This window comes from Rhodopseudomonas sp. NSM (genome assembly GCF_052445935.1).
GTDB lineage: Bacteria > Pseudomonadota > Alphaproteobacteria > Rhizobiales > Xanthobacteraceae > Rhodopseudomonas.
In genome coordinates this window covers 704,007-728,621 of the sequence record NZ_JBQTCH010000001.1, presented here as the reverse complement: position 1 = coordinate 728,621, position 24,615 = coordinate 704,007, and the positions used below count along the sequence as shown (strand labels likewise).

Sequence of the window (24,615 nt, the reverse complement as noted above, 5' to 3'; positions counted from 1 at the left end):
ATGCGCGATCGCCTGATCTTCACCGGACAATTGCTGTTCACGCTGCTGGTCGCGGCGTTTCTGGTGGTGCCGGCGCTGCTGTCGATCATGGCCGGCGTTACTGTGAACTACTTCCGCGGCATCTCGTCGGGGGTGACGCTGCAGTGGGTCGTGCAGGTGTGGGAGCTCTATGCCGACACCATCCTGCTGTCGTTCGTGATCGCGTTCGCGACGCTGGCGGTGACGCTGGTCGTCGGGGTGCCGGCGGCCTACGCGCTGCATGTGCGCGGCGGCCGGCTGTCGCGGCTGATCGAGGAGATCATCACGCTACCGCTGGCGATCCCGGGCCTCGCCATCGCGCTGGCGCTGCTGCTGACTTACGGCGGCTTCGGCACGTTCCGGCGATCGTGGTTGTTCATTCTCGCCGGCCATGTGGTGTTCACGATGCCGTTCATGGCGCGCTCGGTGATGGCGGTGTTCGCCACTATCGACATCCGCACGCTCGACGAGGGCGCCGCCTCGCTCGGCGCATCGCCGTGGCGGCGGTTCGTCGATGTCATCGTGCCGAATGCGCGACCGGGTATTCTCGCCGGCTCGCTGATGGTGGTCACGCTGTCGCTCGGCGAATTCAACCTGACCTGGATGCTGCACACGCCGATGACCAAGACGCTGCCGGTCGGGCTCGCCGACGCCTATGCCTCGATGCGGCTCGAAGTGGCCTCGGCCTACACGCTGATTTTCTTCATCATGATCGTCCCGCTGCTGGTGGCGATGCAATTGCTGGCCGAGCGGGAGCCCAAATCATGAAGGCGGATGCGGGACACGGCGTGGCGGTGCGGATCGAGGCTTGCGGCAAGACCTTTGCGGACGGCACACGGGCGCTGGAGCCGGCGACGCTCGACATCGCGCGCGGCGAGACGCTGGTGCTGCTCGGCCCAAGCGGTTGCGGCAAGACCACGATGCTGCGGATCATCGCCGGCCTCGAACAGGCCGATGCCGGCGGCCGCGTGCTGTTCGACGGCGCCGACATGACGCGGGTGCCGATCGAGCAGCGCAATGTCGGCATGGTGTTTCAATCCTACGCGCTGTTCCCGAACATGACCGTCGCCGACAATATCGGCTACGGGCTGAAGATCCGCGGCGTGGCGAAGCCGGAGCGCGCGGCGCGGGTCGCCGAACTGGTCGCGCTGACCAACATCACCGGGCTCGAAAGCCGCCGGATCGACCAGCTCTCCGGCGGCCAGCGCCAGCGCGTGGCGCTGGCGCGCGCGGTCGCGATCAGGCCCGGCATCCTGCTGCTCGACGAACCGCTCACCGCGCTCGACGCTGCGCTTCGGGACCGTCTGCGCGGCGAGCTCAACCGGCTGCTGCGCTCGCTCGGCATCACTACGATCTACGTCACCCACGATCAGTCCGAAGCGATGGAACTCGGCGACCGCATCGTGGTGATGAGCAAGGGCGCGATCGCGCAGATCGGCGCGCCGCGCGAGATCTACTTCCGGCCGACCAGCCGCTTCGTGGCGGAGTTCGTCGGCGCCGCCAACATCCTCGAAGCCGGGATCGCCGACGGCCATCTTCGGCTGCCGGGCGGGCGGCTGGCGCTCGCCGACGGCAGTTCGCGGCCGCGGGTGGTGGCGATGATCCGGCCGGAGACGATCGCGATCGTTCCGCCGGACGCGGCGACGCTGACCGGAATCGTCGACAGCGTCAGCTTCGTCGGCGATCGCCAGCGTGTCGTGGTGACGGGCGCGGCCGAGCGGCCGTTGTCGATCGATGCTTCGAACGCCGCGGCGATCCGGACCGGCGACCGGATCGGGCTCGCGGTGGCGCCGGAGGCAATCCGGTTGCTGCCGGACGGCTCATGAGACACGACTGACAAGGAGACGACGATGGCGCACAAGCCGATTCTGATCGCGCAGATTTCCGATCTGCATATCAAGGCGCCGGACAGCCTCGCTTACGGCAAGGTCGACACCGCGCGCGCGCTGGAGCGCTGCGTCGCCACGCTGAACGCGCTGGCGCCGCGGCCCGACCTCGTGGTGATTTCCGGTGATCTCGCCGACTCGCCGACCGAGGAGGAATACGCGCATCTGACGCGGTTGCTGGCGCCGCTGCAGATTCCGCTGGTCGCCGTGCCGGGCAATCACGATTCGCGCGATCTGATGCGCACGGCGTTCGCCCAGCCTTTGTTTCCGGCCGAGGGCGCGCTCAATCAGGTGCAGCCGGTCGGCGACGTCGACGTCGTGCTGCTGGATTCCAGCGTGAACGGCCAGCCGCACGGCGAACTCGACGACGATACGCTGCAATGGCTCGATGCCGTGTTGTCGTCGTCCGACCGGCGGCCGGCGCTGCTGTTCCTGCATCATCCGCCGTTCCGCACCGGGATCTGGCACATGGACCGCCAGAATTTGCGCAACGCCGCCGCATTCGCGACGATCGTCGAGCGCTATCCATGGGTCAAGCTGGTGGCCGCGGGCCACGTCCATCGGGCCACGCTGACGCAATTCGCCGGCGTGCCGGCCACGATCTGCCCCGCGCCGAACCACGCGGTGGCGCTCGATCTCGGCGAACTGCTCGAACCTTCGTTCCGGATCGAGCCGCCGGCGTTTCATCTGCACGCCTGGTTCGCCGACGACAGCTTCGGCGACCTCGTCACCCACCAAATCCCGATCGGCGCTTACGACGGCCCGCATCCGTTCTTCGGTCCCGACGGAAAGCTGCTGTGAGTTCCGCTCCGCCGTCCCGGAACTAATCGAGAAGATTGGCGACACGCGTAAGTCCAATAGTTCATTCTCGCATCCCGCCCGGAACGATCGACCGTCAGAACCTTTGACTGACCTCTACATGAGGTCAAAGAATGCCGGAGTTGACGAGCACGAAGCCTGTGGTCCTCGTCGTGGAAGACGAGGCGCTTCTGCGCATGAACGCGGTCGACATCATCGAGGAGGCGGGATTCGAGGTGATCGAGGCGAGCAATGCCGACGACGCGATCGCTATTCTCGAGAGCCGCGACGACATCCGCGTGGTCTTCACGGATATCCAGATTCCCGGGTCGATGGATGGGCTGAAACTGGCGCGCGCAGTTAGCGGCCGCTGGCCGCCGATCAAGATCATCGCGACGTCGGGGCGGGTCAAAGTCTCCGGCACCGACCTGCCGGACGGCGGCCGCTTTCTGGCCAAGCCGTACACTTCGGGCCAGGTTATGAACTTGTTGACCGAACTCACCACCTGACCGGGCTTCTCCTCCGGACTGTTGCGCGACCTGTGGCGTTTTGCGCTGCAGCGAAAGTCGCGGTTTCCAAAATTTAATCTATCTTGTTCTAATCGATGGTCTTTCCGCGCTAGTCTGACGGCCCAAATAGAGTTCGACAGAGTTTCTTCAGGTATCGGGCCGCAACGGATCATCGATGAAACGACCTTTGACAGTGTTTCTCGGGCTGAGCGCAGTGGCTGCCGCTGCGTATTTCACGTTCAGCCATTGGGCGATCAGGCACGAGACGCTGAGCTTCTACGACGAGGCGCGGAAGCGCCCGATCGCGGTCTATCTCGCTGTGCGGCGTGACGCCGAGATGAAGTCGGAGGCCGGCCTGTCGACGCTGCCCGTCGCCATCGTCAGCCACGGCAACACCGTCAAGAACACCGAGTACTCGTTTCTGGCCAACGTGCTCGCCGCGCGCGGCTATCTGGTGGCGAGCATCCAGCACGACCTGCCGACCGACGCGCCCCTGATGACGCATCAGGGCTCGCTCTATGTCGGGCGGCTGGCGGTCTATGAGCGCGGCGAGAAGAACATCTTCTTCGCCATCAACCAGCTCAAGAAGATCGTCCCGAACGCCGATTACCAGCATCTCACGCTGGTCGGCCACTCCAACGGCGGCGACATCTCGATGTTCTTCGCCCAGCAGCATCCGGAACTGGTGCGGCGTGTGGTGACGCTGGACAATCTGCGGGTGCCGTTCGTGACCTCGGGCATCGCCAAGATTCTGTCGTTCCGCTCCAAGGACCCGCATTTCAAGACCGATCCCGGGGTACTGCCCGATCCGAGCATCGCCAAGCAGGCCGGCATCGAGATCATCGACACCGGCGCCCAGCACACCGAGATGAGCGACCGGGGCCCCGACAGCGTCAAGGCGCGGATCCAGGCGACGCTCGACCAGTTCCTGTCGGAAGACGCCAACAGCAATATCGGTCCGGTCGACACCCGGCGGCTGAACAGCGATCCGCGGGCGATGGGGCCGTAGCGCCCTCCGCGCCACTGCAAACGCCGGTGCTGGAGTTGGTCCAGCCCGCGCGGCCTTGACGACCGCCGCCGGGCGGGCGAGGGATCGCGTCCGATCCCGGCGTCCCTGATCAAGGCATGGAGTGCGATATGGCTGCGGAGGTAAGCCCGCTGGCGGGCAAGACCGTCGATCCGAACAATCTGGTCAACGTGCCGCGCCTGGTGACGGCGTATTTCGCCGGCAAGCCCGATCCGAAAGTCGCATCCCAGCGCGTCGCCTTCGGCACCTCCGGCCATCGCGGCTCGTCGTTCAACAACGCCTTCAACGAGGAGCACATCCTGGCGGTGAGCCAGGCGGTGTGCGACCATCGTCGCGGCGCCGGGATCACCGGGCCCTTGTTCGTCGGCATCGACACCCACGCGCTGGCCGAGCCGGCGCTGGTCAGCGCGCTCGAAGTGTTCGCCGCCAACGGCGTCGAGGTGGTGATCGACCAGCACGGCGGCTACACGCCGACGCCGGTGATCTCGCACGCGATCCTGACGCATAATCGCGGACGCGACAGCGGCCTCGCCGACGGCGTGGTGGTGACGCCGTCGCACAATCCGCCGGAGGACGGCGGCTTCAAGTACAATCCGCCGAACGGCGGCCCGGCCGACACCGACGTCACCTCCGTCATCGAAAAAGCCGCCAACGCGCTGCTCGAAGGCGGCCTGAAGGGCGTCAGGCGCATCCCCTATGCCCGCGCCCGCAAGGCCGACAACGTCCATCGCCGCGACTACGTCACGCCCTATGTCGAGGATCTCGCCAACGTCGTCGACATGGAGGCGATCCGCAGCTCCGGCGTCAAGCTCGGCATCGATCCGCTCGGCGGCGCCGCGGTGCATTACTGGCACCCGATCATCGAGCGCTACAGGATCGACGCCACCGTCGTCAGCGACGCGGTCGATCCGACCTTCCGTTTCATGACCGTGGACTGGGACGGCAAGGTGCGGATGGACTGCTCGTCGCCTTATGCGATGGCGCGGCTGATCGGGATGCGCGACGATTTCGATGTCGCCTTCGCCAACGACACCGATGCCGACCGCCACGGCATCGTCACCCGCTCGAACGGATTGATGAATCCGAACCACTATCTCGCGGTGGCGATCGCCTATCTGTTCGCCAACCGGCCCGAATGGAGCGCGAATGCAGCGATCGGCAAGACCGCGGTGTCGAGCGCGATGATCGATCGCGTCGCCGCCAGGATCGGCCGCAAGGTCGTGGAGACCCCGGTCGGCTTCAAATGGTTCGTCGACGGGCTGATCGGCGGCAGCTTCGGCTTTGCCGGCGAGGAGAGCGCCGGCGCCTCGTTCCTGCGCCGCGACGGCAGCGTCTGGACCACCGACAAGGACGGCCTGATCCTCGGCCTGCTGGCGGCGGAGATCACCGCGAACAGCAAGGCAGACCCCGGCGCCATCTATCAGCAGCTCACCAGCGAACTCGGCGCGCCGTTCTACGCGCGCATCGACGCGCCGGCCTCCGCCGTGCAGAAGGCGCTGTTCAAGACGCTGACCGCCGACAAGCTCGGCATCCGGGAACTCGCCGGCGAGCCGGTCACCGCGACGCTGACCAACGCGCCCGGCAACAACCAGCCGATCGGCGGCGTCAAGGTGACGACCGCGAACGGCTGGTTCGCGGCGCGGCCCTCCGGCACCGAGGAGGTCTACAAGATTTACGCCGAGAGCTTCGTCAGCGCCGATCACCTGACGCGGATCCAGCAGGAGGCGCAGGCAGCACTCAGCGCGATGTTCGCGGCGGGATGAGTGCGGCCCCCAAGAGCGTCATCCTGAGAGCCCGACCGAAAATGCGGTCGGGGATTTGGGCACTTCCATTGAAACTCGTCATGCCCGGCCTTGTGCCGGACATCCACGCCTTGCAGCGACAGCCGCGAAAAGACGTGGATGGCCGGGACAAGCCCGGCCATGACGGACTATGCGGCGAAACCGGCTTTTGCGAAGTGATCAAAAGTGCTGCTCGCACAGATGACGTGAGAGTGCGTGCGTCGTCACCATGGGCAGGCTGAGGTGATGCGTTGACCGGCTGGACCGAATTCGTCGCGGCGTTCGCCGTCTTCCTGCTCAGCCATGCCATTCCGGCGCGGCCTGCGGTGCGGGAGAGGCTGGTGGGCGCGCTCGGCGAGCGCGGCTTCCTGATCGCCTACAGCGTCGAGTCGCTGATCGTTCTGACCTGGCTGATCATCGCCACCGGCCGCGCGCCTTACGTCGAGCTGTGGCCGTTCGAGCCCTGGCAGATGTGGGCGCCGAATCTGACGCTTCCACTGGCCTGCCAGTTGGCGGCCTTCGGCATCGGCGCCGCCAATCCGCTGTCGTTCGGCGGCGATCCGAACAAGCGGTTCGATCCGGAGCAGCCGGGCATCGTCGGCCTCGTCCGGCATCCGCTGCTATGGACGATCGGGTTGTGGGCCGCCGCGCATGTGGTTCCGAACGGCGATCTCGCCCATGTTCTGCTGTTCGGCTTCTTCGCGCTGATCGCGCTCGCCGGCATGGCGATCATCGATCGCCGCAAGCGCCGGCGGATCGGCGCTGAAACCTGGAACGTGCTCGCGGCGCGAACCTCGTTCTGGCCGTTCGCGGCGCTGATTGCCGGGCGCTTCAAGCCGCGGTCATGGCGGATCAGCCTCGTCCGTCTTGCGATCGGCCTTGCCGCCTGGCTCGTGTTGCTGCTGCTGCATCCGCTGGTGATCGGCGTCTCGCCGCTGCCCTGAAACGCTTCCAAACGGAACCAGTCGCAAATCGTTCGCGAGTTTGCGCTGGCACAACCTTGCGCCGGCTGACTGTTCCTACATCGGTCGGACGTTGGCGGAGCACCGCCGCGCACATCCCGGTGGACGCCATGAGCAGCACGACGATCGAACCTTCCGCACCCGGTCCGGCCAAGCGAAAACCTGTTCCGCGCTATCGCTCGCAAGGCGGCTGGACCTTGCTGTCCGCCGGCTTCCGGCCGTTCTTCCTGCTCGGTGCGATCTTCGCCGCTTTGGCGGTGCTGCTGTGGCTGCCGGTGTATCACGGCGACCTGACGCTGCAGACGGCGTTCACGCCGCGCGACTGGCACGTCCACGAGATGTTGTACGGCTATCTGCCGGCGGTGATCACCGGCTTCCTGCTCACCGCGATCCCGAACTGGACCGGCCGGCTGCCGCTGCAGGGCAAGCCTTTGCTGGTGCTGGTGATGGCCTGGCTCGCCGGGCGGCTGTGTGTGACGTTCTCGTCCGATACCGGCTGGCTGACCGCGCTACTGGTCGATGCCTCCTTCATGGCGCTGGTCGCGCTGGCGGCCGCGCGCGAAATCGCCGCGGGGAAGAACTGGAGCAACCTCAACGTCGTCGCGCTGCTGACGCTGCTGCTCGCCGGCAACATCGCCTTTCATCTCGAGGCACACTTCAACGGCTCCGCCGATTATGGAATCCGCGCCGGCATCGGCGTGGTGATCCTGCTGATCTCGCTGATCGGCGGACGGATCACGCCGAGCTTCACCCGCAACTGGCTGGTGCGCGAGAATCCGGGCCGGCTGCCGGTTCCGTTCAACAAGCTCGACATCGCGATCGTCGCCTTCAGCGCGGCGACGTTGATACTCTGGATCGTGCTGCCGATCAGCATGGTCACCGGCACCGCGCTGGCGCTCGCCGGCGTGGCGCATCTGGTCCGGCTGGCGCGCTGGGCCGGTGACCGCACGCTGCGGGAACCGCTGCTGCTGGTGCTGCATGTCGGCTATCTGTTCGTGCCGCTCGGCTTCCTGCTCACCGCCTGCGCGGCGTTCGGGCTGGCTCCGCCCAGCGCCGGCATGCACGCCTGGATGGTCGGCGGCGCCGGCATCATGACGCTCGCGGTGATGACCCGCGCCTCGCTCGGCCACACCGGGCAGGCATTGCGGGCGTCGCTGCCGACGCAGGTGGTCTATCTCGCCGCTCTGGTCGCGGTGACAGCGCGGGTCGGCGCGGCACTTGCGCCGTCGTGGAGCGATCCCTTGCTGCACGTCTCGGTGCTCGGCTGGTCGGTCGCCTTCCTCGGCTTCGCGCTGAGCTACGGCCCGACGCTGCTCGCCCGCGGCAAGCCGCACTGACGGCGCCGCCGCGCTTCGATGACTGACCTCGCAGGAGAACCATGATGACCGATGCCGTATCCGCCACCGAGCGCGTTCTCGACGTGCGAGAGATCCCGCCCTATCAGCGCCACGAGATCATTCCGCGGCTGTTCGACAATCTGCAGCCGGGGCAGGGGCTGCAGATCGTCGTCGATCACGACCCGCGGCCGCTGCGCTACTTCCTCGAATCCGTCCACGGCGAGGACTGCCAGTGGAGCTATCTGGAGCAGGGCCCGGAGGTGTGGCGGGTCGAGCTGCGGCGGGCGGCGTAGTTGTTCTCGTCGCTCGAGTATTCATCATGCCCGGCCTTGTGCCGGGCATCCACGCATCGAGCGTGGCAAGGGAGCAAGGACGTGGATGGCCGGGACGAGCCCGGCCATGACGAATGACTTCGAAATGCGGCGTGTGGTAAATCTACGGGTCCGCCAGCCAGCCCATGCTGAGCGCGAAGCGCACCACTTCGACGCGGTTGTGGAAGCCGAGCTTGGCCATGCCGCGGGCCTTGTAGGTCTCGACGCTCTTGGCGCCGATCTGCAGCTTGGCGGCGATCGTCTTGTTGCTGTGGCCGACGGCGGCGAGCCGCAGCACCTCGATCTCGCGGGTCGACAATTCGGAAATCGCGCTGTGCTCGCTGCCGTCGTGCACATGCGGCGCGCTGCGGCCGATGGCGCGGCCGGCGATCGCCGGATCGAGATAGATCCCGCCGGTGCCGACGGCATGAATGCCGCGGATCAGTTCCTCGGTGGCCGAGCGCTTCAGCACGTAGCCGGACACGCCGAGATCGAGCAATTGGCGCAAGTAAGCGCCGTCCTCGTGCACGGTCAGCACCAGCACCCGGCATTCGGGGCAGGCGGCGAGAAACTTCCGCGCCACCTCGATGCCGTTCAGGCCGGGCATCGACAGATCGAGTACCGCGACGTCGGGCCGAAGCTCGGTCGCGCGGCGCAGCGCGTTCGGTCCGTCGCTCGCCTCGCCGACGACCTCGATGGCGGGATCGCCGGCGACGAGTGCCTTCATGCCGCTGAGCACGACCGGATGATCGTCGGCGAGGAAGACGCGCAATCGGGAGGGGGCCTGCTGGTCCATCGGATGTGCTTCCATGCTTTACAACGGAATTCGTGCGAACAGAGCGGTGCCCTTGCCGGGCGCGGATTCGATCTCGAGCGTGCCGCGGACCAGCGTCAGCCGTTCGCGGATGCCGAGCAGGCCGAGCCGCTCCGGCGGCCGACCGGCGTCGGGATTGACGAAGCCGCGGCCGTCGTCCTCGACCACCATCGTCACCTGCTGGTCCGACAAGCGCAGGATGACGCTGACATGGCTCGCCGCGGCATGGCGGACGATGTTGGTCAGCGCTTCCTGCAGCACCCGATAAAGGGTGGTCTCGATCGCCGGCGGCAGCCGCCGGTCGCCGAGCGTCATGTGCAGGTCGAACTGCACCTGCGCCTTCTCGCTCCAGGCGTCGAGCAGATGCTGGATCGCGGTCTGGATGCCGAGATCGTCGAGCGCGGTGGGCCGGATCTCCCACGCCAGCCGGTTGACCTGCTGGCCGATATCGGCGGTGAGGCTTCTCATGCCGGCGAGGCGGCTCTGTAATTCGCCATTGTCCGGCGCGACCCTGGTGAGGCCGTCGAAGCCGAGCTGCAGCAGCGTCAGCGACTGGCCGAGCGTATCGTGCAATTCGCGCGCGATCCGCAGCCGTTCGGCTTCCTGATCCTCGACCGTCCGGCGCAGCACCTGCGACAGGTCGGCCTCGACCGAGACGCGCCGGCGGGTCTCTTCCTGCAGGGTCTGGGCGACGTCCTGCGACCGGCGCAGGCCGAGCTCGACCTGCCGCATCAATTGCTCCTGGAGGAGCCGCGCCGATTTGCGTTCGCGGGCGATGCCGTCGATCCGCCGCAGCACCACCTCGAGCAGCGACAGCCGCAGCCGGTGCGCGGCCTCGATCTCGGAGCCGCGCCACGGCTCGGCATGCAGCCGCACCGATTCCTGCCACGCGGCGAAGCTGCGGCGCGGCGTCAGAAATTCGCCGCCCGGGCCGACACCGACCGGCTTGTTCGGATTGCCGGCCCAGGTGACGGTGCGCACCACTTCGGGCCGGAACCACAGCACGTAGTCGCGCGGCGTTTTCGACAGCGACAGCGCTATCAGGCCGCTGGCGCAATCGGCATAGGCCTTCGCCGGCGGATAGATCAGCGGCAGGCCGTCTGTGTGAAACACGCCGTCATTCGAGTTGGCCGTCAGCCAGCCGATCAGCGCTTCGGTCTGGGCGGCGTCCGGGGTGTGGCCGAGGCCGGTGAACTGACCGTCGATCCACAGCGCGACGCCGGTCCCCGGGATGAAGTCGAGCAGATTGGGATGAAACCGGATCAGACCTTCGGCGAGGTCGGATTCCTGGCTCATCCGCGTCACCAGCTCTTCGTGGATCCGGGTGCTGCGCAGCCGCGCCTCGAGCTGTTCGGCGGCGACCTTGGCCTCGAGCTGCGACGACGCCATCTCGGCGAACAGCTCGCACGCCTCGCGCATCCGGTACGGCAGATAGCGCGGCGCGCCGTGATGGCAGGCGATCAGGCCCCACAATTGGCCGTGCTGGATGATCGACAGCGACATCGACGCCACCACGCCCATATGCGCCAGATACACCCGGTGCGCCGGCGATACGCTGCGGATCACGCTCTGGCTGAGGTCGAGCCGCAGGCCGGTGCGCGGATTGACGGCGGGCGTGATCGGCGCCGGCGCGTAGCGCGCGTCGGGAATCGCGCGGATCCAGTTGGTGAGATACAGCGCGCGCGCCTGCTTCGGGATATCGGATTCCGGATAGCGCAACCCGAGGAAACTCTCGACGCCGGGCGCGCGGGCTTCGGCCATCACCTCGCCGCTGCCGTCGTCGGTGAAGCGATAGATCATCACCCGCTCGAAGCCGGTGACGGCGCGGACCTCCGCGACGATCGCCTCGCAGAACGCCTGCACGGTTCCGGCGCGCTGCACATGCCGGATCATCGACTGCACCAGCGCCAGCGAATTCTCCGGCGCCGGCTCGCGGCGCGGATCGAATTCCAGCACCAGCAGGCCCGAGGACTGATGCACCACGACATCGATCGGCGTGGCGTCGGGCGCGGTCAGGGCGAAGGCGTGCAGTGGCCGCTCGATCCTGCGATCCGGGTCGAGCAGGGCGCGCAACCGCGCGATCTGGTCGGACGACAGGATGCTGGTGGCATCGCGGCCCGGCAGCGATTCGGCCGGCGTCCCCAGCAGCACCGCCGTGTCGCCGCTGGCGTGAACGATGCGCAGATCGTCCGGCGCCAGCGCCAGCAGGGCGCCGTGCGGCTGAATCGAGCCGGGCAGATGAATCGCTTCGCGCTCACATCCGGACTGGCCGAATGCATCGAGATCTGCGACCATCAATTCGGCCGAATTGTCAATGCCCGAACGCATCACATTTTACTCAATTTTCCGTGTCCGGGAGTCGGCGGACCGGTTTGAGGATGTCCGGTATGACACGGACACCCCCCAGTGTCATGTTAAATTGACAAAGATGTGTGTCAGGATCATCTTACAATCACTCGGATGTGATCGACAGGGCGAGAGCCTCGGCGGCACCCGGGCCTGGACGAACCCGCATCGGTCCAGCGTCCCGAAGCCAGATTCTGGCGGAGACGGCGCGGACGGATGATCAGACGGACAGGAAAGTTGCTGAGACCAAACGAACTCTGTTCGGCGTAACAGCGAAAACGACCTACGTGCAGGTTCAGCACGGATTGATCGAAAGTCTCTTAGGAGGTTTTACTATGGCAGACGATCCGAACAAGGTCTGGCCGACTGGCCTGACGATCGCGGAATCGGAAGAGCTCCACAAGCACGTCATCGACGGCACGCGCATTTTCGGCGCGATCGCGATCGTTGCGCACTTCCTGGCGTATGTTTACTCGCCCTGGCTGCACTAAGGAGTATCGAAAATGAATCAAGGTCGCATTTGGACTGTGGTCAAGCCGACCGTTGGCCTGCCGCTTCTGCTGGGCAGCGTCACCGTGATCGCCATCCTCGTTCACTACGCCGTGCTGTCGAACACCACCTGGTTCCCCAAGTACTGGAACGGGAAGACCGCGGCGATCGAGAGCTCGGTCACCATCGGCTGATTGCAGCTTCGTTGAAGCTGTTGTGGCTGGACCGGGATCCATGGGTCCCGGTCGCTTGCTTTGTACCCGGTCGAGGCGCGGCGGCGGTTTGATCTGCCGCAGATCATCTCCGGCCGCAAAGTGGTGCTGTTCATTCGGTTATCGGTGACCATCGTCGCCGGCCCCTTGCAAGCTGGATTTGCTGGACGATGAACGCAGTCAGCCAAAGAATGATGAGAGTCTGGGCCTCGCTGGGCCCGCGCTTTCTGCCCTTCGCGGATGCGGCGACGCCGGATCTGCCGCTGTCCCGGTTGTTGCGCCTGTCGCTGTTCCAGGTGGCGGTCGGCATGTCGCTGGTGCTGCTGGTCGGCACCCTGAACCGGGTGATGATCGTCGAACTCAACGTGCCGGCCTCGATCGTCGGCGTGATGGTTTCGCTGCCTTTGCTCTTCGCACCGTTCCGGGCGCTGATCGGTTTCAAATCCGACGTCCACAAATCAGTGCTCGGCTGGCGCCGCGTGCCCTTTCTTTACAAGGGCACTCTGGTGCAGTTCGGCGGCCTTGCGATCCTGCCATTCGCGCTGCTGGTGCTGTCCGGCGGCGGCGAGGCGGGGCAAGCCCCGGTGTGGATCGGACAGGTCGGCGCCGCGCTGGCATTCCTGCTGATCGGCGCCGGCGTCCACACCACCCAGACCGTCGGGCTCGCGCTCGCCACCGACCTCGCGCCGCCGGAATCGCGGCCGAAGGTCGTCGGTCTGATGTATACTATGCTGATGTTCGGCATGATCGCCGCGGCGATCATCTTCGGCATCCTACTCGCTGATTTTTCGCCCGGCCGGCTGATTCAGGTGATTCAGGGCTCGGCCGTGGTCACCATCGTTCTCAACGGCATCGCCGTCTGGAAGCAGGAAGCGCGGCGCACCTCCGGCGCGACGCAGGCGACTGCGCATCCCGGCGCGCCGTCCGCGAGCTTCCGCGAATCCTGGGACGTCTTCATCCAGGGCAAGGACGCGATGCGCCGGCTGATCGCGGTCGGCCTCGGCACCATGGCGTTCAGCATGGCGGACGTGCTGCTCGAGCCCTATGGCGGCCAGATCCTGTCGATGTCGGTCGGCGACACCACCAAGCTCACCGCCGCGCTCGCGGTCGGCGGTCTGCTCGGCTTCGGTCTCGCATCTCGCGTGCTGAGCCGCGGCGCCGATCCGTTCCGGATGGCGAGCTTCGGTTCGCTGGTCGGGATTCCGGCCTTCCTTGCGGTGATCTTCGCCGCCGAGTTGCAGGGGACCGCATCGGTGCTGACATTCGGCTGCGGCACCGCGCTGATCGGGTTCGGCGCCGGGCTGTTCGGCCACGGCACGCTGACCGCGACTATGAATGCCGCGCCGAAGGATCAGGCGGGCCTTGCGCTCGGCGCCTGGGGAGCGGTTCAGGCCTCCGCGGCGGGTGTGGCGATCGCGCTGGGCGGCATCATCCGGGATGTCGTGACGGCCTTCGCGCCGCAGTTCGGCCCGGCCGCGGGTTACAACGCCGTCTACGGCCTCGAGCTGCTGCTGTTGCTGGCGACGCTGGCGACGATGGTCCCGCTGATCAAGCGACGGGACACGTTGTTGATGCAGGGACAACTGAACTGATGCAGGGCGGCTCACTCCGCCCTGAGACTGAAACGGAGTAACTATGACCCAGATTGTCACCCGGTTGTACGATTCCAGCAGCAAGCTCGCTGCGTTGGAAGCCGACCTGAAGAAGAACAACTACAAATATGCCGTCGTCACCGGCTATCAGGCGGGCAAGTCGAGTTCCGCGGACGACATCGTCGCGGCGATGAGCAAGGCTTATGTGTCGCGCGGCGATGCCCGGACCTATGCCGACTACGTCAAGAAGGGCGCCGTCGTGGTCGCGGTCCATGCCGAGTTCGGCTTCGCCGCCAAGGCCGCCGCGATTCTCGACAGCTACGGCCCGAACAAGATCAGCGTGCCATCGTCGGCCTCGGCCGCCATGGAGATGAGCGAAGCGACGCCGTTCTCCAACATGATTCACGCCAAGACGCTGCTCGACACCTCGGGCAAGTACAAATCCTATTCCGGCGACTGGCTGCTCGTCGACAGCGAAAAGACGTTCTCCGGAACGCCGCTCGTGATCAGCAGCAAGGGCCCCTACCAGTCGTTCTCCGGAACGCCGCTGCTGCTCGACGGCAGCGGTCCCTACAAGTCCTTCTCCGGGACTCCCCTGTTGCTTGACGACAGCGGTCCGTACAAATCCTATTCGGGCGAGCCGCTGCTGATCAACAATCCGACCATCTTCTCCTCCTGGCTGGGCCTGCCAGTGCTCTCTAAGTAAAGGAACTTGAACATGAGCGAAGAATACAAAGGACACTCTGGTACTCCGCTGATTCTCGAGCAGAAGGGCGAGTACGAAAGCTATTCCGGCACGCCGCTGCTGCTGAAGCAGGAAGGCGAGTACAAGAGCTATTCCGGCACCCCGCTGCTGCTCGAGCAGAAGGGCGAGTATCAGAGCTTCTCCGGCACCCCGCTGCTGCTGAAGCAGGAGGGCGAGTACAAGTCGTTCTCCGGCATGCCGCTGCTGCTGAAGCAGGAAGGCGAGTACAAGTCGTTCTCCGGCTATCCGCTGCTGCTCAACATCTGAGCCAGCCGGCGGCCGATCGGCCACAACGCGCCGCGGGCAGCAATGCCCGCGGCGTTTTGCGTTTTGCGTTTCGACGGCACGTCGGCACGGAGCGGCTTTCGGGCGGCGTGACGCAACCCGTCGAAACGACGAGGCAGCGCCGGTCCGGCGCCGCACAGAACCGCCACTCCGGGCGCGCAAGAAAATGCTGGGCAAAACACGGCGCAGGCGTCAATCTGGTTTCAACGACAAAAAAAGTCGAGGAAACATGAACCAGCTCGCCGAAGCCGACGCGCCGCGCGTCGACCCCTCCGTCACGGTCCGATCCGCAGCGGTCCGATCCGCCACCGTCCGATCCTGCCCCGAACATGTCGACGTGCTGATCGTCGGCGCCGGAATCTCCGGGATCGGCGGCGCCCATCATCTGACGACGCAATGCCCCGGCACCAGCTTCGCGGTGCTCGAGACGCAGGACAGCTTCGGCGGGACCTGGCTGACCCACCGCTATCCCGGCATCCGCTCCGACAGCGATCTGTACACCTTCGGCTATCGCTTCAAGCCGTGGACCGGCAAGCCGATCGCGACCGCGGCCGAAATCCGCGAATATCTCGGCGAGGTGATCGACGATAGCGATCTCGACCGTCACATTCACTATCGCCACCGGATCGTATCGGCGGACTGGTCGAGCGCGGAAAAGCGCTGGACGATCGCGGCGGAGCGCACCGACACCGGCGAGGCGGTCCGCGTCACCGCGAATTTCCTCTGGATGTGTCAGGGCTATTATCGCCACAGCGAAGGTTACACCCCCGAATGGGAGGGGATGGCGACGTTCAAGGGCCGCATCGTGCATCCGCAGACATGGCCGAACGATCTCGATACGACCGGCAAGAGAGTGGTGGTGATCGGCTCCGGCGCGACCGCCGCGACGGTGGTACCGGCGATCGCGCCGGGCTGCGAGCACGTCACCGTATTGCAGCGTTCGCCGACCTATTTCATCCCCGGCCGCAACAAGATCGAGATCGCCGACACGCTGCGCGAACTCGGCATTTCGGAGGACTGGATCCACGAGATCGTCCGGCGCAAGATCCTGTTCGATCAGGCCACCTTCACCCGCCGCGCGATGACCGAGCCGGAGGTCGTGAAGCAGGAATTGCTCGCCGGCGTCCGCGCCCATCTCGGCCCCGACTACAATCTCGATCCGCATTTCATGCCGAGCTACCGGCCGTGGCGCCAGCGCATCGCCTTCGTGCCCGACGGCGATCTGTTCAAGGGCATCGCCTCCGGCAAGGCGTCGGTGGTGACCGACGAGATCGTGCGATTCACCGAGACCGGGATCGAGCTGAAGTCGGGCGAGACGCTGGCGGCGGACATCATCGTCACTGCGACCGGCTTCAACCTCAACGTGCTCGGCGACATCGCCTTCAGTATCGACGGCGAGCCGCTCGACTTCGCCGAGACCGTCACCTATCGCGGCATGATGTTCACCGGCGTGCCCAACATGGTCTGGGTGTTCGGTTATTTCCGCGCAAGCTGGACGCTGCGCGCCGATCTGGTGGCGGATTTCGTTTGCCGGCTGCTCGGTCACATGGGCCGGCACGGCTACCGCAGTGTCGTGCCGGCGCTGCGCCCGGAAGACGCCGGGATGGAGCTGTTGCCCTGGATGGACCCCGAGAACTTCAACCCCGGATACCTGATGCGCGGCATGAACCTGCTGCCGAAACGCGGCGCCAAGCCGGAGTGGCAGCACAGCCAGGACTATTGGACGGAGAAGGACGAGCTGCCGAAGATCGACCTCGGTGACGCTGCCTTCGTCTATGAAAGGTAGCGGCCGCACCCCGCCCCGAATCGCCGCGCGAATCGGTCGATCCCGGTAACTATCTGTTAACCAAAGGAAATAAACCGGCGCCCCGGGCTGGGGAGAACCCGTTTCCGGGGCGAGTTCACGACACCGTGACTCTCCGAAAAGGCTGCGGCGTCAGGCGGTTCCCTCGCATGTGACATTGCGCCGCCGCGCAGTCATGTTGTGCCGCACAAATTCACTCTTAATTTCTGTTCATCAGTCGTCATAGCGCTGCGGTCAGCCGCGGCGGAATTGCGCCGGCATGCGTGGGCCGCCGGCTGGCGGCGTCAGAATTCTTACGAGGTCATTCGAATGCGGGGATCTATCAGTTTTGCCTTCACGGCGGTGGCGCTCGCGTGTCTCGCGCCGGTGCTGGCCGGCTGCGGTGAACCGAAAGTTGCGAATGCCACCCCGACGGAAAAGCCCGAAGTCGGCACGATCACCATCAAGGCGCACGCCCGCGCGATCATTCGCGAATTGCCCGGCCGCATCGCGCCGATCCGCGTCGCCGACGTGCGGCCCCGGGTTTCCGGCATCGTCGTTCAGCGCCAGTTTCAGCAGGGCAGCGAGGTCAAGGCGGGCGATCCGCTCTACGTGATCGATCCGCGCCCGTTCGAAGTGGAATTGAAGGCGGCGCAGGCCGCGCTCGCCAAGGCGCATGCCGCGCGCGAGCAAGCGTTGCAGCAGGCTAATCGCGTGGCGATGCTGGCCAAGGAGCAGGCCGCCTCCAAGGCGCAGAACGAAGTCGCCGCCAGCAATTCGCGGCAGGCCGAGGCGGAGGTAGCCGCCCGGGAGGCCGAGGTCGCGCGCGCCAAGCTGAACCTCGAATACGCCACCATCCGCGCGCCGATCAGCGGCCGGATCGGCGCCGCGCTGGTCAGCGAAGGCGCGCTGGTGGTCCAGAACGACTCCAACAGCCTCGCCACCATTCAGCAACTCGATCACGTCTATGCCGATTTCACCCAGCCGGTCGCCGAAATGGTCCGGCTGCGCCGCGCGTTCGAATCCGGCGAACTCGATCAGATCGCCCCGGACGCCGCGCGCGCCCGACTGGTGCTCGACGACGGCACGGTCTATCCGCTGCCCGGCAAGCTGCTGTTCTCGGAATCGAAGGTCGACGCCTACACCGGTCAGGTGACGCTGCGCGCCGAGTTCGACAATCCGAACCGCGAATTGCTGCCCGGGATGTATGTCCGCGTGCGGATCGAGCAGGGCTTCGATGCGGACGCCATCTCGGTGCCGGACCAGGCGGTCCAGCGCAACGGCGGCGGCGGCAGCGAGGTTTTCGTGATCAAGGACGACAACCGCGTGGCGGTGCAGCCGGTTCGCGTCGGTTCGCAGCAGGACGGCCAGTGGCTGGTACTCGAGGGGCTCAAGCCGGGCGCGCGCGTCGTGGTCGACGGCTTCCAGAAATTCGCGGCCGGCGACGCCGTCGTTCCGGTGAGCACCGAGGAGACCAAAGCGGCGACCGCAGCCCCACCGACGACCGGCAGCACGAAGAAGGTGCAATAAGCACCGATGCCCGCATTCTTTATCGACAGGCCGATCTTCGCCTGGGTCATCGCGCTGTTCATCTGCCTGCTCGGCGCGATCTCCATTCCGTTCCTGCCGATCGCGCAGTACCCGATCATCGCGCCGCCATCGATTTCGGTGTCGACGCAATATCCCGGCGCCTCGCCGGAGAACCTGTACAACAGCGTCACCCGGCTGATCGAAGAAGAGCTCAACGGCGCCAACGGCATTCTGAATTTCGAATCGACCTCCGACTCGCTCGGTCAGGTCGAGATCATCGCCAATTTCCAGCCCGGCACCGACACCGAAATGGCGTCGGTCAACGTCCAGAACCGCATCAAGCGTATCGAGGCGCGGCTGCCGCGCGCGGTGTTGCAGCAGGGCATCCTGGTCGAGGAAGCCTCCAGCGCGGTGCTGCAGATCATCACGCTGAGTTCGACCGACGGGTCGCTCGACGAAGTCGGCCTCGGCGACTTCATGATCCGCAACGTGCTCGGCGAAATCCGCCGCATTCCCGGCGTCGGCCGCGCCACGCTGTATTCGACCGAGCGCGCGCTGCGGATCTGGATCGATCCCGACAAGCTGGTCGGCTACAATCTCACCGCGGACGAGGTCACCAAGGCGATCGAGGCGCAGAACGCCCAGGTCGCGTCCGGCGCCGTCGGCGCCGAGCCGAGCGCCAAGGGACAGAAGATCTCGGTGCTGGTGCTGGTGAAGGGGCAGCTTTCGTCCGCCGACGAATTCGGCGCGATCGTGCTGCGCGCCAATCCCGACGGCTCGACCGTCCGGCTGCGCGACGTCGCGCGGATCGAGATCGGCGGCTTCAGTTATCAGTTCAACACCCGCCTCAACGGCAAGCCCACCGCCGGCCTCTCGGTGCTGATGTCGCCGACCGGCAACGCGCTGGCCACGGCGGGCGCGGTCGAGGCCAAGATGAAGGAGCTGTCGCGCTTCTTCCCCGCCAACATCAAATACGAGATCCCCTACAACATCACGCCGGTGGTCGAGGCCTCGATCACCAAGGTGCTGCACACCCTGGTCGAGGCGGTGGTGCTGGTGTTCGTGGTGATGTTCCTGTTCCTGCAGAACATCCGCTACACCATCATTCCGACCATCGTGGTGCCGGTAGCGCTGCTCGGCACCTGCGTGTCGCTGCTGCTGTTCGGCTATTCCATCAACATGCTGACGATGTTCGGCATGGTGCTCGCCATCGGCATTCTGGTCGACGACGCGATCGTCGTCGTCGAGAACGTCGAACGCATCATGGCCGAGGAGGGGCTGCCACCGAAGGAAGCCACCCGCAAGGCGATGACGCAGATCACCAGCGCCATCATCGGCATCACCGCCGTGCTGATCGCGGTGTTCGTGCCGATGGCGTTTTTCCCGGGCTCGGTCGGCATCATCTACCGGCAGTTCTCGGTGACGATGGTGTCGGCGATCGCGTTCTCGGCGCTGCTGGCGCTGTCGCTGACGCCGGCGCTGTGCGCCACGCTGCTGAAACCCGTCGTCAAGGGCCACGCCCACGCCGAGCGCGGCTTCTTCGGCCGCTTCAATCGCATCCTGGACGGCACCCGCGAGCGCTATTCGCGGGTCGTGCGGTGGAATCTCGGCCGAACCGGCCGGCTGATGATCCTCTACGCCGTGCTCCTCGCCGTGCTCGGTTGGGGGCTGGCCCGGATGCCGGGCGGCTTCCTGCCGATCGACGACCAGGGCTTCATCACCGTCGACCTGCAGACGCCGTCGGATTCGTCCTACAACCGGACCTACGACGTGATCAAGAAGGTCGAGGACTATCTGCTGAAGCGCGAAGGCGTCGAGAACGTTACCTTCCTCACCGGCTTCAGCTTCCTCGGCCAGGGCATGAACGCCGCGCAGGCATTCGTCACGCTCAAGGACTGGTCCGATCGCGACAGCAAATCCTCCGCGGCGGCGATCGTCGACGACGCCAACAAGGCGCTCGGATCGGTGCGCGATGCCCGCATCGCGGCGCAACAGCCGCCGCCGATCGACAACCTCGGCAACTCCTCGGGATTCAGCTTCCGCCTGCAGGATCGCGGCCAGAAGGGCTACAACGCGCTGATCCAGGCCAGTCAGCAATTGGTAGCAACCGCAAATGCCAGCCCGATCCTCGAAAACGTCTACGTCGAAGGCCTGCCGCCGGCGCCGGTGATCAATCTGGTGATCGACCGCGAGAAGGCCAGCGCCTTCGGCGTCACCTTCCAGGACATCAACAACACCATCTCGACCAATCTCGGCTCGGCCTATGTCAACGACTTCCCGAACCGCGGGCGGATGCAGCGCGTCATCGTGCAGGCCGACATCCCCGACCGGATGAAGGCCGACGACATCCTGACCTACAACGTCAAGAACAGCCGCGGTCAGCTCGTGCCGCTGTCGTCCTTCGCGACCATCGAGTGGTCGAGAGGACCGACCCAGGTCGTCGGCTTCAACTACTACCCGGCGATCCGCATGAGCGGTCAGGCGCGCGCCGGCTACACCACCGGCGATGCGATCGCCGAGATGGAGCGCCTCGCCGGGCAATTGCCGCGCGGCTTCGGCTACGACTGGACCGGCCAGTCGCTGCAGGAGAAGCTGTCGGGCTCGCAGGCGCCGTTCCTGCTGGCGCTGTCGGCGCTGGTGGTGTTCCTCGTGCTCGCCGCGCTGTATGAGAGCTGGACGATTCCGGTCGCTGTGCTGCTGACGGTTCCGCTCGGCATCACCGGCTCCGTGCTGGCCGCGACGACGCGGGCGCTGCCTAACGACGTGTATTTCACCGTCGGTCTGATTACGATCATCGGGCTCGCGGCCAAGGACGCGATTCTGATCGTCGAGTTCGCCAAGGATTTGCGCAAGGAGGGCAAGTCGTTGCGCGACGCGACGATGGAAGCCTGTCATCTCCGGTTCCGGCCGATCCTGATGACCGGCCTGGCCTTCTGCAGCGGCGTGCTGCCGATGGTGATCGCCTCGGGCGCCGGCGCCAAGAGCCAGCAGGCGCTCGGAACCGGTGTGATGGGCGGCATGATCGCGGTGGTGATCCTGGCGCTGCTGATGGTTCCGGTGTTCTTCGTCGTGGTGCAGCGCGTTTTCGCCGGCGATCGCTCCGACGATCCGGTCAGGGCGCCCCACGAGGTGCCGATGCACCCGCAATTGCCGAAGGACACCGCGTAGTTGCCGTCGTCCGGCAATCCCGCCGGGCGGTCGGAACCTTTCTGAAAACCTCTCGTTGGTTGTCGACAGAGCGTCGCTACTACTCGTCGACACCCAACCTTGGAGGATTTTATGAACGGAGACCAACCCATTAGCTGGCTGATGTTTTTCACCCTGGCAGCCGGCCTCGCGATCGTCGCATTCGCGTTTCTCAACTTCATCAAGTCGCGGTCCAATCGCGCCGTGGCGGCTGATACGCTGGAAGGCAACGGCCAAGGCCGCGGTGCCGCACCCGATGGCGCACTGCCGGAACTGATCGGCGTCACGGTGTTCGCGCTGGTCGCGATGGGCCTGCTGGCGACCGGCGTGAGTTCGCGCAACGATATGCAGACCGCGCAGGTTTCGCAGCCGGCGGCGAGCGGCAACGCGGCTGGCACCAAGACCGGCAACACCACCGGCATGGCGCAGCCGGAGGGGATCCAGAACCAGCCCAAGCGCTATCAGCCGGCCAATCCCGGCACTGATCCGCGCACCGCGCCGACCGGTTCCGACGCTGGCGTCGGCAACTCGCCGGGCAACACCGGAACGCTGACCAAGTAACCGGACGGCATTTTCGGACCGACATCAGACTGAAACGAAATCGGGGGCGAAAGCCCCCGATTTTTTTGTGTCTCCGATTTGTGCCCGCGTGCAGCGGCGATCAGGACTGGGCGGCCTCGTAGGCGGCGTTCTGCTGCTGCATCAGCTCGATCTTCTCGCGGATCTTGTTGCGCTGCGCGGTCAGCGTGGCGACGATCGCCGGAGCCGCGGCTGCGGCCTGCAGCGCGTCGTCATATTTCGCGAGGTTTCGCTTTTCGCCGTCGATCAGGCCGGGCAGCACGCTGCCGTCGAGTCCATCGAACAGCGAACGGACGCTCATGATGGTCTGATGAACCACGCTCATGAACGAGCCGCTGTCGTCGGCCTGCTCGCCGGCATTGATCAGCATGCCGCCGAGCTCTTCGGAATTGCCGTGATGCAGCGCGATCATGTCGCGGAACAGCGACGTCAATCCCTTGCCCTCGGCGTCATCCAGCGCTTCCTGGTAACCGTTGCGGGCGTCGATGGCGCTGGTATGCAGCGTCTTCAGGTGATCGAGAATGTCTTTGTCCAATTGAGCCTCCCTGCTCGGTTCAGGAGTACGCAACACGCCGCTGGCGAGCCGCCTCCTGACCCGCTAACAGGGAGCACGCGGACCAGTTCCACACAGGAACCGCGGGGGCGTATTAGTTGCGCCGCTCGGATTCGTCGGGCTCAAGCCCGTAGGGTTTTACCAGCGCCCAGACGTGCGCTGGTACCATGTTCTTGATCTTCTGTTTGTAGTGCCGCCGCAGATGCAGCACGGTTTCTACCGCCTTCATCTCGACCCGGGCTCGGCCGAACTCCAGCCCGCGCGGGCCGACCTTCGGCATCAGCCATCCCATCAACGGCCGCAGCCAGTTCGGCATCCCGCGCACCGGCAGGCCGCCGGCGGCGAGTTCGGTGTTCTTGAGAAAGCCCTTCACCGGCGCGGTGCGGTTGCCGGCGCTGGTCGGCTCGCTGAGCTTCACTTCGTCGCCGAGCAGATTCAGCAGCTCCTCGCCGCGCTCGTTGCGCACCACCAGCCATTGCTCGCCGCGGCCCGCCATGTAGCCGACGGTGATGTCGGCCAGCGTATTGGTGTAGTCGACGCAGGTGCGGCAGGTGATCGGGAAGAAATCCGGCTTCAACTTCGAGATCGGCAGCAGCAGGAAGGGGATTTCCTGAACGCGGCCGTCGGTGAAGCGCAGCTCGACGTGATAGTCGGCGCGGAATTCGAGATAGGTGATGGTCTCGGGCTGGTCCGACAACAGATCGAGGAACTCGTGGAAATTCTCGGTCGTGGTGTTGTCCGAGCACGGCGTGCCGATCACATAGAGCCGCTCGAAGCCGAGCTTCTGCTCCAGCGAGCGCAGCGCATAGACCTGGCAAGGGATCCCGATGACTGCGATCCGCTTGTAACCGGCGGCGCGCGCCGGTTCCAGCAGCGCCAGCGACGGCGCATAGCCCATCCGCATCCCGCGGCACTGCGCCATGCCCTCGGGGCTGGTCACCAGCACCGGCATCGGCTTCCATTTGTCGGCCGGGTCCGGCGCCATCGTCAGCACCGCGTCGACCGCGCCGGTTTCGAGCAAACGCTCGCCGATCCTCGTGGTGATGCCCGTCCATTGCGCGTTTTCGCGCGGCTGCTTCATCGCCGCCTGCAGCATCCGTCCATACGGACCGAAGAACGCCTCGTCCGGCTTCGACGGATCGCGGTTGCGGCCGTGAACCTGCCGCTCCATCGCCGGATAGTCCGGCTTGATGAACTGGCAGGCCTGACCGCATTGCTTCGGATCGCTCATCCGCGACACGCCGCAATCGGTGCACAGTTCGCGCGGTGCGGGTTCGTTCAGCGGCGGCGACCACACCGGCGCGTGAGCTTCGAGATGATCTACCATCCGCGTGTTCCCGGGCCGCCCTTGAACGGGCCGACGATCGTCGAGGTGATCCAGCCGCCGTAGAAATCGCCCTGCTGCGGCTGCACCCGTTCGTCGCCGACGAAGCAGGCATCGACCTGTGAGGCGTAGAAGGCGAGATGGCCCGTGATCGGCGCAAAGGCCGGTGTCGGCGCCGGATAGCTCCAGGCGGCGTTGTCGGAGCGGCGGCCGCCGGCCTCGATCGACCAGTAACTGGCGTCGCCCTTGAACTCGCACCAGGACGATCCCGGCGCCTTGCGCATCAGGTCCATCCGGACATCGGTCTGCGGAATGTAGTAGACCGGCGGGTGACTGGTCTCGAGCACGCGAAATCCCGAAGCGCTGTCGGCGATCGTTTCGCCGGCGAACACCACGCGCAACCGCGCGGTCACGGGTTCCAGTCGCGGCGGGCGCGGATAGTCCCACACCGATTCCTGGCCGCTCGCGGGCTCGATGCGCCTGGGTCCGAACATCGTGCGATTTCTCTATTCGGCTGCGGCGACCGTCGCCATTCGCCATAAGTCAGC

The 24,615-nt window shown here is 65.8% G+C and carries 23 protein-coding genes; 18 read left to right on the top strand and 5 right to left on the bottom strand.

The features are described 5' to 3' along the window. From ACTZWT_RS03270 to ACTZWT_RS03230, 9 genes are all read left to right on the top strand, one after another. Window positions 1-786, top strand: a complete 786-nt coding sequence (locus ACTZWT_RS03270; RefSeq protein ID WP_444768275.1) for an ABC transporter permease — start codon at window positions 1-3, stop codon at window positions 784-786. Further along, window positions 783-1,844 carry an ABC transporter ATP-binding protein gene (locus ACTZWT_RS03265; RefSeq protein ID WP_444768274.1) on the top strand — a complete coding sequence of 354 codons (1,062 nt, stop codon included), beginning with the start codon at window positions 783-785 and terminating at the stop codon, window positions 1,842-1,844. The genes ACTZWT_RS03270 and ACTZWT_RS03265 overlap by 4 nt, the downstream gene beginning before the upstream one ends. 24 nt (window positions 1,845-1,868) lie before the next feature. Further along, complete coding sequence (locus ACTZWT_RS03260; RefSeq protein WP_444768273.1) at window positions 1,869-2,705, top strand: phosphodiesterase; 837 nt, start codon at window positions 1,869-1,871, stop codon at window positions 2,703-2,705. A gap of 131 nt (window positions 2,706-2,836) precedes the next feature. After that, window positions 2,837-3,211, top strand: a complete 375-nt coding sequence (locus tag ACTZWT_RS03255) for a response regulator (RefSeq protein WP_444768272.1) — start codon at window positions 2,837-2,839, stop codon at window positions 3,209-3,211. 175 nt (window positions 3,212-3,386) lie between these two features. After that, entirely contained in the window at window positions 3,387-4,220 is an 834-nt protein-coding gene (locus ACTZWT_RS03250) for an alpha/beta fold hydrolase (RefSeq protein ID WP_444768271.1), read from the top strand. Between the two features lie 128 nt (window positions 4,221-4,348). Further along, entirely contained in the window at window positions 4,349-6,001 is a 1,653-nt protein-coding gene (gene pgm / locus ACTZWT_RS03245) for a phosphoglucomutase (alpha-D-glucose-1,6-bisphosphate-dependent) (protein WP_444768270.1), read from the top strand. A 269-nt stretch (window positions 6,002-6,270) separates the two neighbouring features. Continuing rightward, on the top strand, window positions 6,271-6,963 hold the full coding sequence (locus ACTZWT_RS03240; RefSeq protein ID WP_444768269.1) for an NnrU family protein: 693 nt from the start codon (window positions 6,271-6,273) through the stop codon (window positions 6,961-6,963). Window positions 6,964-7,091: 128 nt separating this feature from the next. Beyond that, on the top strand, window positions 7,092-8,318 hold the full coding sequence (locus ACTZWT_RS03235; RefSeq protein ID WP_444768268.1) for an NnrS family protein: 1,227 nt from the start codon (window positions 7,092-7,094) through the stop codon (window positions 8,316-8,318). Window positions 8,319-8,362: 44 nt separating this feature from the next. Further along, entirely contained in the window at window positions 8,363-8,611 is a 249-nt protein-coding gene (locus ACTZWT_RS03230; RefSeq protein WP_444768267.1) for a DUF2249 domain-containing protein, read from the top strand. Window positions 8,612-8,753: 142 nt separating this feature from the next. Here ACTZWT_RS03230 and ACTZWT_RS03225 read toward each other — a convergent pair whose 3' ends face one another. Next, window positions 8,754-9,425, bottom strand: coding sequence for a response regulator transcription factor (locus ACTZWT_RS03225; protein WP_444768266.1), 672 nt, complete (start codon window positions 9,423-9,425; stop codon window positions 8,754-8,756). Between the two features lie 18 nt (window positions 9,426-9,443). Continuing rightward, window positions 9,444-11,771 (bottom strand): GAF domain-containing protein, encoded by a 2,328-nt coding sequence (locus tag ACTZWT_RS03220; protein ID WP_444768265.1) that lies wholly within the window; start codon window positions 11,769-11,771, stop codon window positions 9,444-9,446. A 353-nt stretch (window positions 11,772-12,124) separates the two neighbouring features. Between ACTZWT_RS03220 and pufB the strand changes: the two genes are divergently transcribed. The 9 genes from pufB (at window position 12,125) to ACTZWT_RS03175 (ending at window position 22,172) form a co-directional block, all read left to right on the top strand. Next, a complete protein-coding gene (gene pufB / locus ACTZWT_RS03215) occupies window positions 12,125-12,280 on the top strand; it encodes a light-harvesting antenna LH1, beta subunit (protein WP_011157052.1) in 156 nt (51 codons plus the stop codon). A gap of 12 nt (window positions 12,281-12,292) precedes the next feature. After that, window positions 12,293-12,472, top strand: coding sequence for a light-harvesting protein (locus ACTZWT_RS03210; RefSeq protein ID WP_011442909.1), 180 nt, complete (start codon window positions 12,293-12,295; stop codon window positions 12,470-12,472). 188 nt (window positions 12,473-12,660) lie between these two features. Beyond that, window positions 12,661-14,082: a PucC family protein gene (locus ACTZWT_RS03205; protein ID WP_444768264.1), complete on the top strand. Its 1,422-nt coding sequence runs from the start codon at window positions 12,661-12,663 to the stop codon at window positions 14,080-14,082. 43 nt (window positions 14,083-14,125) lie between these two features. After that, window positions 14,126-14,788 (top strand): hypothetical protein, encoded by a 663-nt coding sequence (locus tag ACTZWT_RS03200; RefSeq protein ID WP_444768263.1) that lies wholly within the window; start codon window positions 14,126-14,128, stop codon window positions 14,786-14,788. 12 nt (window positions 14,789-14,800) lie between these two features. Beyond that, window positions 14,801-15,094 (top strand): hypothetical protein, encoded by a 294-nt coding sequence (locus ACTZWT_RS03195; protein ID WP_444768262.1) that lies wholly within the window; start codon window positions 14,801-14,803, stop codon window positions 15,092-15,094. Between the two features lie 247 nt (window positions 15,095-15,341). Beyond that, window positions 15,342-16,898 (top strand): flavin-containing monooxygenase, encoded by a 1,557-nt coding sequence (locus ACTZWT_RS03190; protein WP_444768261.1) that lies wholly within the window; start codon window positions 15,342-15,344, stop codon window positions 16,896-16,898. A gap of 327 nt (window positions 16,899-17,225) precedes the next feature. Then, on the top strand, window positions 17,226-18,425 hold the full coding sequence (locus ACTZWT_RS03185) for an efflux RND transporter periplasmic adaptor subunit (RefSeq protein ID WP_444768260.1): 1,200 nt from the start codon (window positions 17,226-17,228) through the stop codon (window positions 18,423-18,425). A 6-nt stretch (window positions 18,426-18,431) separates the two neighbouring features. Beyond that, window positions 18,432-21,593, top strand: a complete 3,162-nt coding sequence (locus tag ACTZWT_RS03180) for a multidrug efflux RND transporter permease subunit (protein WP_444768259.1) — start codon at window positions 18,432-18,434, stop codon at window positions 21,591-21,593. 111 nt (window positions 21,594-21,704) lie between these two features. After that, window positions 21,705-22,172 carry a hypothetical protein gene (locus tag ACTZWT_RS03175; protein ID WP_444768258.1) on the top strand — a complete coding sequence of 156 codons (468 nt, stop codon included), beginning with the start codon at window positions 21,705-21,707 and terminating at the stop codon, window positions 22,170-22,172. A gap of 100 nt (window positions 22,173-22,272) precedes the next feature. Here the strand turns inward: ACTZWT_RS03175 and ACTZWT_RS03170 are convergent, their stop codons facing one another. The 3 genes from ACTZWT_RS03170 to ACTZWT_RS03160 form a co-directional block, all read right to left on the bottom strand. Then, window positions 22,273-22,725 (bottom strand): PA2169 family four-helix-bundle protein, encoded by a 453-nt coding sequence (locus ACTZWT_RS03170; RefSeq protein ID WP_444768257.1) that lies wholly within the window; start codon window positions 22,723-22,725, stop codon window positions 22,273-22,275. A 112-nt stretch (window positions 22,726-22,837) separates the two neighbouring features. Further along, window positions 22,838-24,070 carry a Coenzyme F420 hydrogenase/dehydrogenase, beta subunit C-terminal domain gene (locus ACTZWT_RS03165; protein WP_444768256.1) on the bottom strand — a complete coding sequence of 411 codons (1,233 nt, stop codon included), beginning with the start codon at window positions 24,068-24,070 and terminating at the stop codon, window positions 22,838-22,840. Next, window positions 24,064-24,561, bottom strand: coding sequence for a DUF427 domain-containing protein (locus ACTZWT_RS03160; protein ID WP_444768255.1), 498 nt, complete (start codon window positions 24,559-24,561; stop codon window positions 24,064-24,066). Before ACTZWT_RS03160 ends, ACTZWT_RS03165 begins: the two co-directional genes overlap by 7 nt. Window positions 24,562-24,615 lie beyond the last annotated feature (54 nt).